Origin of the sequence: Butyricicoccus porcorum (genome assembly GCF_002157465.1) — a bacterium.
GTDB lineage: Bacteria > Bacillota > Clostridia > Oscillospirales > Butyricicoccaceae > Butyricicoccus_A > Butyricicoccus_A porcorum.
This window is the reverse complement of sequence record NZ_NHOC01000014.1, coordinates 38,127-53,329: the sequence shown is the minus strand read 5'-3', so window position 1 is coordinate 53,329 and position 15,203 is coordinate 38,127. Positions and strand designations below refer to the sequence as shown.

General features: G+C 55.1%; 10 protein-coding genes. 3 read left to right on the top strand and 7 right to left on the bottom strand.

Annotated elements, in window-relative coordinates; all coding sequences use genetic code 11:
* Both CBW42_RS12490 and CBW42_RS12485 read left to right on the top strand, forming a co-directional pair.
* Window positions 1–520 (top strand): type I restriction endonuclease subunit R, EcoR124 family (locus CBW42_RS12490; RefSeq protein WP_407922978.1); only part of this gene is annotated, 520 nt, incomplete at its 5' end.
* Window positions 521–689: 169 nt separating this feature from the next.
* Complete coding sequence (locus tag CBW42_RS12485) at window positions 690–1,088, top strand: hypothetical protein (RefSeq protein WP_087018644.1); 399 nt, start codon at window positions 690–692, stop codon at window positions 1,086–1,088.
* A gap of 146 nt (window positions 1,089–1,234) precedes the next feature.
* Here the strand turns inward: CBW42_RS12485 and CBW42_RS12480 are convergent, their stop codons facing one another.
* The 7 genes from CBW42_RS12480 to ssnA all read right to left on the bottom strand — a co-directional run bounded on the left by CBW42_RS12480 (window position 1,235) and on the right by ssnA (window position 13,410).
* Entirely contained in the window at window positions 1,235–2,875 is a 1,641-nt protein-coding gene (locus CBW42_RS12480; RefSeq protein WP_087022131.1) for a hypothetical protein, read from the bottom strand.
* A 25-nt stretch (window positions 2,876–2,900) separates the two neighbouring features.
* The gene (gene xdh, locus CBW42_RS12475) at window positions 2,901–5,693 is read right to left on the bottom strand and encodes a selenium-dependent xanthine dehydrogenase (protein WP_087022128.1); all 2,793 of its coding nucleotides are present in this window, start codon (window positions 5,691–5,693) and stop codon (window positions 2,901–2,903) included.
* A gap of 193 nt (window positions 5,694–5,886) precedes the next feature.
* Entirely contained in the window at window positions 5,887–7,128 is a 1,242-nt protein-coding gene (thrC, locus tag CBW42_RS12470) for a threonine synthase (protein WP_087022125.1), read from the bottom strand.
* A gap of 15 nt (window positions 7,129–7,143) precedes the next feature.
* The gene (locus CBW42_RS12465; RefSeq protein ID WP_087022122.1) at window positions 7,144–8,619 is read right to left on the bottom strand and encodes a pyridoxal-phosphate dependent enzyme; all 1,476 of its coding nucleotides are present in this window, start codon (window positions 8,617–8,619) and stop codon (window positions 7,144–7,146) included.
* A 139-nt stretch (window positions 8,620–8,758) separates the two neighbouring features.
* Complete coding sequence (hydA, locus tag CBW42_RS12460; RefSeq protein WP_087022119.1) at window positions 8,759–10,135, bottom strand: dihydropyrimidinase; 1,377 nt, start codon at window positions 10,133–10,135, stop codon at window positions 8,759–8,761.
* Between the two features lie 97 nt (window positions 10,136–10,232).
* Window positions 10,233–11,675: a uracil-xanthine permease family protein gene (locus CBW42_RS12455; RefSeq protein ID WP_087022116.1), complete on the bottom strand. Its 1,443-nt coding sequence runs from the start codon at window positions 11,673–11,675 to the stop codon at window positions 10,233–10,235.
* Between the two features lie 397 nt (window positions 11,676–12,072).
* Complete coding sequence (gene ssnA, locus CBW42_RS12450) at window positions 12,073–13,410, bottom strand: putative aminohydrolase SsnA (RefSeq protein WP_087022113.1); 1,338 nt, start codon at window positions 13,408–13,410, stop codon at window positions 12,073–12,075.
* A 330-nt stretch (window positions 13,411–13,740) separates the two neighbouring features.
* On the opposite strand from ssnA, the gene CBW42_RS12445 reads away from it, so the two are divergent.
* On the top strand, window positions 13,741–14,553 hold the full coding sequence (locus tag CBW42_RS12445) for a helix-turn-helix domain-containing protein (protein ID WP_087022110.1): 813 nt from the start codon (window positions 13,741–13,743) through the stop codon (window positions 14,551–14,553).
* Window positions 14,554–15,203: the final 650 nt, after the last annotated feature.

The following is a 15,203-nucleotide window of genomic DNA, read 5'->3' as shown; positions in this document are numbered from 1 at the left end:
TCTTCAGGACTACCTCGGCAGATACCAGGATSKKSGTGATGAATGGAAACGCAAACGTGAGGAAGAAGGCGGTGATAGCACCGACATCACAGACGATATTGTATTTGAAGTTGAACTCATCAAGCAGATTGAAATCAACATCGACTATATCCTCATGCTCGTGAAGAAGTATCACGATACCCATTGTGAGGATAAGGAAGTCCTTATCACCATCAAAAAGGCTATCGATGCCAGCCCTGAGCTGCGTAGCAAGAAGGCGCTTATTGAAACCTTCATCGCAGGTATCAATGATGTTGAAGATGTCATGACCGAATGGCATGATTTCGTTGCAGAACAGCGTGAACAGGATCTGGTTGCCATCATCAAGGAAGAAAAGCTGAAAGAGGCTGAAACCCGTAAGTTCCTCGATAACTCTTTCCGAGAAGGTGAAATCAAGATTGTCGGTACGGACATCGAAAAAATCCTTCCTCCTGTCAGCCGTTTCGGTGGCGGTAACAGAGCAAAGAAAAAGAAGGTGTAATCAGCAAGCTGAAAGCTTTCTTTGAGAAATACTTCGGTATTGGTGGTTCTGTTAAGTTCTCCGATGAACCGTAAGAGAAAAGGTTATTACATACGATTTTGCTCCACAGGCACCGCTTATGGTTGCGGATGGAAAAACTCCGTATGGTGCAAAAAAGGAGGATTAAAGAATGGATTTTGATGCGTTAAAAAACTTATCAGCATCTTTCAAACCTATTGACATATCACGTATTGCTATGCCTGAACCGATATATCCTAAAATTGAAATGCCTGAACTTCCAATTATAGATCCGGAAGATACTATAATGGGTGATATTAAAAGGAAAATCGAGGAGCAAAATAATCTTACAACTCAGCAGATAAATATACTTGTTGAACAGAATAAACTGCTGGCTGATAATTATAATAAATTAAAGGAAATGTATGATGCTCAGGCGGAGTCATACAAAGCTGCTCAAGAGGATTTGAAAAGCAGTAGAAGATACAATACTATCATGATGATTATCGCAGCTGTCGCTATGATTGCTGCGATTACAGGCCCAATAGTAACGATACTCGTAAGTCAATAATAACGAAAATGACCACAACAGAGGCGATTGCCAATGCTGTGGTCATTCTTTTTGCTCCGCTTGAGGGCTGTCAGCACTCATATTTTACTTGTTCTGTAAAATCCCTGTGTTGAACGCCCTTTTGGGCGTCTGCTTTTTTGCGCGGATTACGTGGCGAGGTGCATCGTGCGGACGGCGTCCATCAGTTCGATCACCTCGGCAGGCAGGCTGCTGGTATCGGTGCCCAGCGTGCCCGAATAGCGGACAAAATAGCCGCTGTCGGTGATGGCAAAGCCATCGCGCTCGCTCTGTTTCAGTGTTTCTACGTCGGGATACAGCACGAATTTATCGGCATACGGCGTGAAGCCGAAGGGGCACAGGCTTGCACAATTGCCGCAGTCGTTGCACGGGCCGTCCAGATGGATGACCTTTTTCTGCAAACCGTCGATGAAATAATTTGCGCGGTTCGGGCAGACATCAACGCAGGTCGTACAGCACCCGCAGGCGAACGGCGGTGTCTGTCCGGCGGCAATTTTGCGCGGCTTGCGGCGGAGATGGTCGTCGGCCGTGCTGCGCTCTGCCAGCTCGCGGACACGCGCCGTGTCAATGCCGTAAAAATCCGGTTTGATGTTTGCGCACTTTTCCACCAGCTTGCGCAGGTTCTGATAGCCGTGCGGCTTGAGCAGGACAGTGGCGACGGTAATCGGATAAATACCGGTCGAATAGATTTTGTCGATGTTGTCGATGTCTGCGCCGCCGGAATATGAAATCGGCAGACAGCCTTCAAACGCCTCAGACAGCAGCGCCGCCGTGTGCATGGACAGCGGGAACAGCGCCTTGCCGGACATGTACATGTCCGTGCCCGGCAGTTCACCGTGCGTAATTTTGACAGGGAAGGTGTTGGTCAGCTTGACACCGAAGCGCAGGTCGAGCGATTCCGCGACCTCCAGCAGGCGGCCAATCATGGTGATTGCGTCCGGCAGCTGCATGTCGTGCTCAAAGTGCTCGCGGCCAAATTCCACGTCGGTATAACCCAGATTGTCCAGCAGTTCGCGCGCCTTGTCGTAGCCGATCAGTGTCGGATTGCATTTGACATAGGTGTGCAGCCCCTTTTCCCGCAGCATGTATTCGGCAATTGCCTGAATCTGCTCCGGCGGACAGCCGTGCATTGTGGAAATCGTGACATTGTTGCTGATGTGCGGCGAGATGGAATCGATATAGTCGTCATCTACCACATCGAAGATCATATCCTTCGCCTCCGCAATGCATGCCTTCCAGACCGGGGAGGAGGAGGCGTCCTTCATGGTTTCGATGAATGCATCGACCGATGGGCTTTTGATGCCCTCGAGGTCATAGCCGACCGACATGTTGAACACAAAGGCATCCGGTTCACCGAGCCGGAATTCCTTCAGCAGAATCTTGATGGCAATCCATGCCTTGATGTATTCCGCTGCGGCCTGCTCCGGACTGAGCTCCGTCGACCATTCCGTGTTGTAGGCTTCGTCGCGTACATAGATGCACGGGCGCTGGATGCCGAGCTGGTCGCCCCACAGCTTTTGTACCGTCTTGAGCTCGAAAAATCGTCCGCCTGCGGCATAGGCCGCAATCAGGTTTTGTGCGAGCTGGGTGTGCGGGCCTGCCGCCGGGCCGACCGGGCTGTTCAGCGTCTTGCCAAACAGCGGTGCATAATTGCGGAATACGATGATAGAAGTGGCAGGCACGCCGAACATTGTTCCCTTGAACCGGTATTCCTTCCATGCCTGGTCGAGCAGCGCTCGAAACGGGATTGGCTTCATTTCAATGCTCATATGGATACGCCTCCTTTGGACGTGGCTATTTGTGGAAAAAAGAAAGGGAGTGCTTCGGGCAGTGAGAGATGCACATGCCGCAGTGCAGGCAGGCATCCGGATCCATTGCCCACGATTTGTCCGACCGGCTGACGCAAATTGCTTCTGCCGGGCAGCCGCGCATGCACATGCCGCAGAAGATACAGGTTTCCGGGTCGAATAGGATATCACCATTCTGCAGGACAAGTGCGGTATATGGCAGCTTTTCCTTCGGCGCATACGGCGTGTTTTCCAGCGGCAGTGCGGTGCGCAGCTGTTTGTCGAGCGCATAATAGGCGCCTGCAATGGCCGGGGCAGTCGGAATGGATGTGATTTCGCCGCAGCCGACGGCGCCGAGCGCGAGTTTTTCTTTGTTCTGTTCGACGATGATCGGAATGATTTCCGGCGCTTCAAGCGCACGCGGTACGCGCAGCGAACCGTATTTGACCTTCGGAATGCCGTTTTCCAGCGGAAAGCGCTCTTGTATGGCGTAGCCCATGCCCATCAAAACACCGCCTTCAATCTGCCCCTCGACGTTGAGCGGGTTGATGGCGCGCCCGACATCGTGTGCGGCATAAATCTGGGAAATACGGCGCGTTTCCGGGTCGACGACAGCGAGCTGGGTCGCGTAGCCGTAACCGACATGCGAAACCGGGTTTTTCTTGATTGACCCCATCTTGTCGGTCTTGGCGAGATACGTGCCGAGGTATTCCTTGCCGTTCAGTGCTTTCAGCGAGCGGTAATTTTTGAGATCACGATTGAGCAGTTCACAGGCGCGGCGCAGCGCTTCGCCGGTGACGAGTGTCTGGCGCGAGCCGGAGGTCACACCGGAGTCGGGAGCGTTGATGGTCTCCGCCGGGACATAAACAATCTGACTTTCGTCCAGCTGTGTGCACTCGATGGCGACCATGGTCAGAATCGTGCCGAGTCCCTGCCCGATGCAGCTGGCACCCGAACGGATGTAGACTTTGCCGTCCTCGACTGTCAGGCGGCAGCGGCCCCAGTCGGCCAGACCGACGCCCGTGCCCGCGTTTTTCATGCAGCAGGCGATGCCGACGTGCCCGCGGTTTGCGTCGAAAACGTCCTTGACCGCGAGCAGCGTTTCTGCGAGCGCAGTGCCGGGAAAGGCCACCTGGTTGTTCGGCAGCACCTGTCCGGGGCGAATGGCGTTGCGGAACCGGATTTCCCACGGGGTAATGCCGACCATCTCCGCCAGCAGATTGAGGTTGCTTTCGGATGCAAAACAGGTCTGCGTGACACCGAAGCCGCGGAACGCACCGGCGGGCGGGTTGTTGGTATAGACGGCGATGCCGTCGATGTCGATATTCTGGAAGTTGTACGGCCCGGCGGCATGGGTGCAGGCGCGCTGCAAAACCGGTGCGCCCAGCGACGCATAGGCGCCGGTGTCTGAAATGACGGTTGCCTTGACTGCCTTGATATAGCCGTTGTCGTCACAGGCGGTCGTCATGTCGATTTCCATCGAATGGCGCTTCGGATGGATCATCAGCGATTCCTGGCGGGACAGACGCATTTTGACCGGCTTACCGGTGTGCCATGCCATAATGCAGGCGTAATGCTGTACCGTCAGATCCTCCTTGCCGCCGAAGCCGCCGCCGACCAGCATGTTGACCACGTGCATCTGGTCGGGTTTCACGCCCATGATATTGCAGCATTCGTGCTGGGTCGCGTAAACGCCCTGGTCGGTCGAGTAAATGGTGCATTCGCCGGTAGTTTTATCTGCAATGGCGACCGCACATTCCGGCTCGAGGAAGGCATGCTCTGTCCACGGCGTGGAGTAGTGGCGGGTGACGACGTGCGGCGCGCGGGCAATTTCCAGTTCGACATCACCGCGCACGAGATGCTGGTGCGACAGGATGTTGTCCGCATGCCCTTCGTGGACAATGGGCGCGCCGTCTGCCATTGCCTCCACCGGGCTGAATACACCGGGAAGCTCTTCGGCCGTGACACGAACCAGCTTTTTCGCTTTTTGCAGCGTTTCGTCGTCGTCCGCTGCAATCAGGCAGACCGCGTCACCGATGGTGTGGCTGATGCCGCCGCGCGGGACGAGTACCGTCCAGTCCTGCATGATGTGGCCGGTGACATTGGAGCCGGGGATGTCCTCGGCAAAGTAAATGCCGCGCACACCCGGCAACGCCTGTGCCTTGGATACGTCGATATCGAGGATACGGCAGCGGGCATAGGGGACGCGCACAGCGCCGCCCATCAGCATGCCGTCGAGATACAGATCATCGGGATATTTGCCCGTACCGAGCACTTTTTCACGCGCGTCAATGCGCTGGGTGCGTGTGCCGATACCGGTGCACGCTGTCCGCTCCGGAACCGGCAGGTTTTCGCGAATGAGCTTTGCCGCGAGCCGGATGGCGGCTTTGATTTTCACATAGCCGGTACAGCGGCAATAATTGTCGCGGATGGCGTAGGCAATCTGTTCATCGGTCGGGTCGGGGATGCGGTCGATGAGTGCTTTGCCGCACAGTGTCATGCCCGGAATACAGAATCCGCACTGGACAGCGCCCGCCTCTGCGAATGCATAGGCATAGACCTCCTGTTCGCGCGGGGTCAGTCCCTCAATGGTTGTGATAGCTTTGCCTGTGAGCTGTGACAGCTTCCAGACGCAGGCACGTGCGGTTTCGCCGTCTATGATTACGGTGCAGGCGCCGCAGGCGCCCTCACTGCACCCGTCCTTTGCAGCGGTCAGGTGCAGGTCGTCGCGCAGAAAACGGAGCAGGGATTTGTCCGCTGTGGACTGGTATGTCTGCTCGTTTATGGTTACGGTAAACATGCAGCAGCCTCCTTTTCTGAATAAAGCCATGAAGTTACAGATTGTAATAACAGTATACCATGCTCCCGTCGGATATTCCAGACGGGGAGCGAAAACAAGGGTGCGGACCGCGCACGGCAGCGCCAATGGAATCCATCGCACCGCATGCAGGCCAACACCCTTGTCGGAATTGCTGTAAAGTTTTTGTGGGGATTTACTGCGGGCCGCCGGTTTTGCGGAATGCCTCAAGCAGCAGATCCATATCCGGTGCGATGGCGATGGGTTCTCCCGCAGCTGCAATGGCATTTGCGGTGTCCTTCAGCCCATTGCCGGTAACAACGCTGGTCACTGTCGCGTCAGACGGGATCAGGCCGAGCTCCACGGCTTTTTTTACACCCGCTGTGCCGGTGACACCGGCAGGTTCACCGAACACGCCGCATGTCCTGCCGAGCAGGCGCATCGCGGCGAGAATTTCCTCGTCGGAGACATTGACGCAGATGCCGTTGGATTCACGAATGGCACGCAGCGCCTTGTCGGGGTTGCGCGGCACGCCGACGGCGATGGAATCCGCAATTGTGTTCTCCTCCATCGGCTCCCATGCGGTGTCTGTCTGGATGGCGCGGTTGAGCGGGCAGCAGCCCTCCGCCTGTACAGAGATCAGCCGCGGCAGTTTGTCGATCAAGCCCGCCGCATACAGATCGGTAAAGCCCTTCCAGACACCGGAAATGGTACAGCCGTCGCCGACGGAAATGGCGACATAATCCGTCATGTTCCAGTTCAGCTGTTCTGCGATTTCCAGCGCGACGGTTTTTTTCCCCTCCATCAGATAGGGATTGATCGCCGCATTGCGGTTATACCAGCCCCAGCGGTCGATGGCCTCCGCTGACAGGCGGAAGGTGTCCTCATAGGAGCCTTTGACCGAAATGACATTTGCGCCGAAAATCATCAGTTGGCTGACTTTGCCCTTCGGCGCGCGCGACGGCACGAAGATATAGGTGCGGAAGCCTGCGGCGGCGGCATTGCCCGCGAGCGAGGAGGCCGCATTGCCGGTGGACGAGCACGCGATGGTGTCCGCTCTTGCTTCTTCCGCCTTGACGACCGCCATAGCAGAGGCACGGTCCTTGAGTGATGCGGTCGGATTGACGCCGTCATCCTTGACGTATAACTTGCGGATACCGAGCCGGTCGGCGAGGTTCTGACAGTCATACAGCGGGGAACCGCCGACGCGCAGCCGCGGGCGGCGAGCCGTCCCTTCCACCGGAAGGAACTCGCGGAAGCGCCACATGGTGCGGTCAGAACGGCGTTCCAGCGTTTCCCGCGTTACATGCGCGGAAATCCATTTGTAGTCGTATTTGATATCCAGAATGCCGCCGCACTTCGGACAGGTTGTGATCGTAGGTGTTGCCTCGACCTCATGCCCGCAGTGGATGCAGACGGCGGAAATCACCTGTTTCATCCAAAGCTCCTCCGCTTACAGTTCTTTGAGCAGACCGGTGCGCTCGTTGAATTCATTGATGAGGTCATCGAGGTCGGCGGCCTGTGCGTGTACGGTGTCCCAGGTGCCCTCAGTGTCGTACCACAGTGCATCCAGCTCTTCGGCGGTCTTGCCCTGCTGTTCGACCCAGGTGTAGTACTTGAGGTTGTGCACGCGCTTGCGATCGCGGTAGGTCAGCTCCTGCATGTTGTCGGTCTTGAGACCGAGCATGTGCAGGTTGTGGTCGAGCAGCGCGTCGTTGCAGCTGTATGCGCCGTATTCTCTGTTCAGCTCGGCAATGCGGCTGCCGTACATGACGGCGGAGTCGGTCAGGACGGTGCCGACGATGTCGCGCTCGGTGAACTCATAGTATTTTGCCATCTTGATGCAGCACAGGACGTTGGCGATGCCGGAGATGCCGAGCCAGGTCAGCTGTTCGATCAGCGTGTCGTCCAGCTTCAGTTCCTCGCGCAGGTATTGCTGTCCCTCCGGCGTGTTGAACAGGCGCAGCAGGCGCTGGGAATCCTCATCGTCGATGGCAATTGCCATGTCGGTATTTTTGACGTTGTGAATCCATGGAATGTGCTTGTCGCCGATGCCCTCGATGCGATGGCCGCCGAAGCCGTTATTCAGAATGGTCGGGCACTGGAGTGCCTCGCCGACGCCCAGCTTCAGCCGTGGATACAGCTCCTTGAGGCGGTCACCGGTGGACATCGTTCCGGCAGAGCCGGAGGTGAAGCATGCGCCCGCAAAGCGGTCGCCCGGCCGTTTGACGGCTTCAAAGACATCTGCCAGCGCGTTGCCCGTGACGTTGTAATGCCACAGCGGGTTGCCCATTTCCTCGAACTGGTTGAAGATCATATAGCTCGGATCCTGCTTCAGCTCATTGGTCTTGTCAAAAATCTCCTTGACATTGGACTCACAGCCCGGCGTTGCGATCACTTCGACACCGATGGAGTGCAGCCAGTCAAAGCGCTCCTGACTCATCTCCGCCGGCAGGATGGCAACGCCCTGCGCACCGAGCAGCTTGGAGTTGAATGCACCGCCGCGGCAGTAGTTGCCGGTGGACGGCCAGACCGCCTTGTGCTTTTTGACGTTAAACTGTCCAGTGACCAGGCGCGGCGCCAGACAACCAAACGATGCGCCGACTTTGTGGCAGCCGGTTGGGAACCACTTGCCGACCATCGCAATGATGCGGCACGGCACGCCGGTCAGTTCACTCGGAAGCTCAATATAATTCGGCACACTGCGGAACAGACCGCCGGATTCTTTCGGTTCATTTTTCCACGTGATGCGGAACAGATTGAGCGGGTTGACGTCCCACAGGCCGACCGTCTTGAGCTTTTGCTGAATCGCTTCCGGCACGGTCTCCGGGTTCTTCATCTGTGCAATGGTCGGAATGATGATGTGGTTTTCCCTTGCCGTCTGGATGTTGCAGGCAAGGGCGTCTTCCTCGCGGGTCAAATCTATCATGCGGGTAATTCCTCCAAAAATATTCCAGAAAACAGTGGGTTTCTTGTGCGACTTTGTGGTAAGTTGTTCCTATTGTAGCACGGTGTGGGGGATTATGCAATGAAAAATCAAATTAAATTTAAGGTTATCTAAAAAATTTTTATCGAATTTCCCCGAATGCCGGAAGACGGCGCGGGAGATACCGGCCGATGCATCCGGCTGTCAGCGCACCGTCCTGTGCGGCGGGCGTACCGCGCAGATAAACGCGGTCAATCGAGCAGGTGAGCGGCGTACCTTCCAGCGGCTCGTAGTCCGATGCACTGTGGTGAGCGGCGGCGGAGATGACCGACGGGCGGTTCGGGTCGAGGACGACAATATCCGCGTCCGAACCGGGTGCGAGCACACCCTTCTTTGGATACAGGCCGAACAGCTTTGCCGGATTTTCGCTCAGCAGACGGCACAGATCGGCAGGGGTCAGCCGTCCTTCGGAAACGCCGAATGTGTACAGCAGCACGCCGCGCGTCTCGACGCCGGGCAGGCCGCCCGGAATTTTGCGGAAATCATCTGCGCCGAGTTTTTTCTGTTCGGTCGTGAAGGAACAGTGATCTGTGGAGATAATCTGGATTTCGCCGGTTTTGAGTGCGTCCCACAGCGCGTCCTGGTCTTTCTTCGTGCGCAGAGGAGGCGCGCAGATGAATTTGTCTCCGTCTGGGCGGGAGAGCATGCCCTCGTCCATCAGCAGATACTGCGGGCAGGTTTCCGCAATGACGGTCTGTCCGCGCCTGCGCGCACGGCGGATTTCCTCCAGCCCTTCCTTTGTCGAGAGATGTACAATCCATACCGGGGCATGTGCGACCTGTGCAAGGCGCAGCAGGCGGGAAATCGCCTCCGCCTCCAGTGCAGCGGGGCGGCTGGCGGCATGGGAGTGCGGACCGGGAGCCGGTTTGCGCAACTCCTCCTCCTGCAATTCCTTGATGACCTCGTTGTGCTCGCAATGAACACCGCAGATACCGCCCATCGGGGCGAGCTCCCGGAGGATTTCATATACCGCGCGGTCGCCCACCATCATGTTGTCATAGGTCAGGTACAGCTTAAAGGTGCTCACGCCCTGCGCGAACATTGCGGGCAGCTCACTGCGCACACCGGCATTCCAGTCCGCGATGGACATGTGAAAGCCGTAATCGCAGCTGCACTTGCCATCTGCCATCGCATGCCAGTTGTCCAGTCCCTGCTGGAGCGTTTCGCCTTTGTACTGTGTGCCGAAATCGACAATGGTTGTCGTGCCGCCCGCAATGGCGGCCTGTGTGCCGGTGGCGAAATCATCCGCTGTCACCGTGCCTGCAACAGCGAGATTCATATGGGTGTGCCCGTCGATGAAGCCGGGGAACAGCAGCCGACCGGAGACATCGACGGTCGGCGCACCGTCTGCACACAGCCCGGTGCCGATAGCTGCAATTTTTTCTCCGTCGATCAGCAGGTCGGCGCGGGTGACGCCGGACGCGGTGACAATGCTTCCGCCCTGTAACAGTGTTTTCATAACCAATCTCTCCTCTGTACACAGCTCTCAGATATGCAAACAGGGGCGCACATGCTGTGCGCCCCTGTCGAAACACATATGGATTCTGAAGTGCAGGTTACGCAGCTTCGTCTTTTTTCTTGTCCTTTGGAAGGATGATGTTCAGCAGAATTGCTGCAAAGGCAGCCGGGACAATACCGGAGCCGCCGAAGATCAGCTGGACGTAATAGGGCAGCTGACCGGTTGCGCCCGCAGTGGAGCCGAGGCCATAGCCGAGGCCGAGGGCAACCGAAATGATGGTAATTTCGCGGGTACCGATCGGATCGCGGGTGACCAGCTGAATGCCGGAAACGAGAATGGATGCGAACATGATGACAGCGGCACCGCCGAGCACCGGCTGCGGCATGATGGAAACACATGCACCGATCTTCGGGCACAGGCCGCAGAGAATCAGGAAGATGGCGCCGCAGGTCAGTGCGACACGGTTGACAACCTTGGTCATGGTGACCAGACCGACGTTCTGGGAGAACGAGGTGTTCGGCAGCACGCCGAACAGAGCTGCCAGCGAGGAGCCGAGGCCGTCACACACAACGCCGCCGGACAGCTCGGAATCGGTCGCCTCCCGCCCCATGCCGCCTTCGATGCAGCCGGAGATATCGCCGACTGTTTCGACAGCCGTTACAATGAACATGATGGCAATCGGGAGAATGGCCTGCATGCTGAACGACAGATGGATATCTGCCAGCTTGCCGAAGCCGATGAAGCTCGGAAGCGCAAACCAGGACGCATTTTTCACCTGATCGAAATTGACGACCCATGCATAGGTATATTCCACGCCGTCGGCATTGACACCGGTGTGCGGCAGGGTCAGCGTCATGATGATGGCGACGACATAACCGACCAGAATGCCGATCAGGATGGATGAGGTGCTGAGCATGCTCTTCGGGTTGGTGAAATGCTTGAGCACCAGAATGACAACGAGCACCAGCAGGCCGAGGCCGATATTATACAGGGAGCCGTAGTCGTTGACGCCGTTGCCGCCGCACAGGTAATTGATGCCGACCGGAACGAGCGAAAGACCGATGGACATGACCACACAGCCGGTGACAACAGCCGGGAAGAACCGGCGCAGCGGTTTGAGGAACAGACCGAGTATGCCTTCAAAAATGCCGCCGACCACGCATGCACCCATGATTGCGCCATAGGTCAGTATGCCCGTTCCCAGAGTGGCCGCAAGGCTCTGGAATACACCGAGGAAACCGGATGAGGTGCCCATGACAATCGGAACCTTGCCGCCGCACGGGCCGATGGAAAACAGCTGAACCAGCGTGACAATGCCGGCGAGGGTCATGGCATTTTGCAGCAGCGCCGTGCGCAGGTCACCGAAGCCGGAATCTGTGGTCAGACCGCAGGCACCCATGACAATAATCAGCGGGGTGAGGTTGCCGACAAACATCGCCATGACATGCTGAAGACCCAGCGGGATTGCCTGCTTCAGCGGGATTTTGCCATAAAAGGTATACGGCGTTCCGGCTTCCGCAGGCCTGGTGTTTTTACTCATTTGAATCGCTCCTTATGATGAATTTCCCCTCCGGCGGAGGCGGAGAAAACAGACCGGAAAGAGATCCCTGACCGCCGGGAAAAGGAGAAGCTGCTGAGAAACTGCAAGAGAGTAGACAACCGCAGTAACGGCACTGCGTGCTACTCTCCATCGAACAGTCCTCTTTGTTTACTTTCTGTTAACAGAGTAACATAGCACCTGACGGAAGTCAACAAGTTTTTTCAAGCCCGCTGCGGGTATGATTGGATAAAATATACAAAAACGGATCGGTGGAATATCGGAAAAAGTGACGAAAAAGAAGAGGATTGGGGCGAAAAAAGAGAACAAATAGCCGCTCGATGCAGTACAACTGTTCAAAAAAATTTTTAGGATTCACAAAAATTTTTGCTTTTCGGCATTACCGCCCGCTGTTGATGCGATTCCACAGCTTTTGCGCACACTGGCGGGAATCGGACAGGATTTTTTCCTCATCCAGTCCGGTGAGCACGCGGTCACGCATAAGGACTTTTCCGGCGGCGATGGTGGTCGTGACGCTCCGGCCGGTCATGCCGAACAGAATATGTCCGTTGCAGTTGGTTTCGTCCATCGGCGTGATCGGATTGTAGTCGAGGACGATGACATCTGCTGCCGCGCCCGCGCGCAGCACACCCAGTTCCTGCTTAAAATATCGGTTCGCCATGACTGCGTTGTTGTGGAACAGCATATCCGGCACTTCGCTCCATGCTGCCTGTGCGTTGTGCAGATGGTGCTTGTGCAGGATGTTCGCAACTTTATAGGATTCGGTCATGTCGTGCGTATAGCCGTCGGTGCCGAGTCCGGTCAGAATACCCTTGTGGTACAGCTCCATCGTGGGCGGACAGCCGCAGGCGTTGCCCATATTGGATTCCGGATTGTGGACAACCATCGTATCGGTGTGCTTCAGCACCTCCATCTCGTGGTCATTGATGTAGATACAGTGCGCGCACATTGTCTGTCTGCCGAGCATGTCAAAATCCATCAGGCGGTCGATGATGCGTTTGCCGTGCTGTTCGAGACAGTCGTACAGGTCTTCGATGCCCTCCGCAACATGGATGTGATAGCCGGTGTCCGGCGGGAGAACGGAGGCACAGGTCTCCAGCGTGCGGTCGCTCAGCGTAAAGCTGGCATGCATGCCCATCATACCGGCGATCATGTCGCTGTCGTCTGCGCGGGCGTGGTTGATGAAATCGACGTTTTCCTGAATGGCGGCATCACATTTGTCCTGTCCGTCGCGATCCGAGATTTCATAGCACAGGCACGAACGGATGCCCGCCTGCTTCGCAGCGTCTTCGATGCGGAACAGACTGCCGCGGATCTTACCGAAGCTCGCATGGTGGTCGAAAATTGTTGTCACGCCATTTTTGATGCAGTCGATATAGGTGACCATTGCGCTCAGCCAGGTGCTCTCATGGTCGAGATTGCGGTCGAGGGTCCACCACATGCCGTCCAGAATGTCCAGAAAGCCGTGCGGGTTATAGCCTTTGACGCTCATGCCGCGCGCCATTGCGCTGTAGATGTGCTCGTGCATGTTGATGAAGGCGGGCATGATGACACCGCCCTTCGCGTCGATGAACTCTGCCTGCGGGTAGGCGGCACGCAGGTCGTCCAGCGCGCCGACTGCGGCGATGGTGCGGCCATCGATGGCGACCGCGCCGTCTGCATAAAACGGTGCGTCCGCGTTGCGTGTGATGAGTGTTCCGTTGCCGACTAGAAGCATAGCGATACCTCCCAAACTGTTTTTTTTATTGTAAAACAAATCTTGAGGGATTGCAATGCAGCGGACAGGATTTAGAAAAGGCGGGGATGCGCGGGGAAAGAAAAAACGCTGACCGAACAAACATGTTCCGTCAGCGTCTGCTGTTTGGTGGAGACGAGGGGAGTCGAAATTTACTCCTGTTAAAAAGTTAAAAAAATATTTTTTATTACTCCATCTGAAAACAAACAAATGACGGTTTTACAGCGTCTCGTTGAAAGCAAATCAAAGTAATACACATGGCTATGTGGTCAAATTTGTGGTCAGATAGCAAAGGACGAAAGGAAATGAACAATGCCAGTCATCCGCGTTGAGAAGAATAAGAACTATACTGCAATGAGCAATTATCACCTAAAAGACAAGCGCCTCTCTTTGAAAGCAAAGGGACTGCTCTCTATGATTTTGTCTTTGCCGGATAAATGGGATTACTCCGTTCGTGGCCTTGCAAGCATCTGTAAGGAGGGAAAAGATAGTATCGCACGCACATTGCGTGAATTGGAAGAATTTGGATATGTGTGCCGGGAACAGGCGCGTGCGCAAGGACGTTTCGCCAAGATTGAATATGTCGTATTTGAGCATCCCGACTTTAACACGTACCTCAACTGTGGTGAAGCAGATACATCGTGTTCTGCTGATTCGTATACTGCTGATCCGGGTACTGAATCACCGTGTACCGAAAATCCGAATACGGTGAATGAGGACGGTAATAAAGTAAAGAAAGAATCAAAAACTAAGAGAAAAAGTACTAAAACAATCAAGTACTTTCTCAATCAAGAAGCAGACGGACAGACGGATACAAGATTAAAAGACCTCGTGAATTATTTTTCACAGGTGTTTCATGCATCACCATCTAAGCAGCTAGCGGCGGCTATGAAGGACGCTCTCAAAGCGGGACTGACATATGGCGCGGTACAGCAGGCAATCGACGATGCTGCTGCACGACAGCCAGACCACCCATCGGCATACACTGCAACACTGGTGAAGGACTACATACAGCGTGGCGGCGCACCTACACTATCTCCAGCAAACCAACAGTCACACCTAGATGACCCGTTAGCAGACTGGGAGCGAGACTGGCTGGAGGAATTTAATGCAACAAGACAGTGAACAGTAACAGGAGGACTAAACCCATGACGAATTACGGCGCATACACGCCTTCAGGGGAAGTTTTCTCTCAACGTGTAATTCCATTCGCAATCGAAAATATGCCATTACAGACCGTCTCATCGCGTGGGACGGGCATATAGAGCAGATGATCAAGATAGGGGTGAGACTCCGCACCCCATATGGAGCGGAATCATGACCTGGGACTTCCATCGACAGGAAACTAGATAACGATTTGTTAGCGAGTTTTTGAAAGGGTGAGGCGGGGAACGAATTGTTCCCCGTCGAGCGCCAGACCTCCGCTGGCCAATTCACCTCAAAGCCATTCGGTACTACTGAAATGAAATAACACATGGGGTTAGCACTATGGAAAAATACATCTTATAGTCGTATTCCATCATCGGTATTGATGGAATGAATTTACCTTCATTTTTTTCGTTTCTTTTGGTCCTCCACATGAACACACAGAGATAGACAAATAATAGTTTCTCGCACAATATGCATCAATTCCAGTGTTAATGCAGAAAGGTCACATACAGAGCAAGATCATCTATCTCTCCATTGGTTACTTTCACATATTTGTGCTCGAATGTATTGCGTATATCACTTGTTCGCTTTAGTCGAGGATTCGGAGAGTTTTCAAACTTATCATA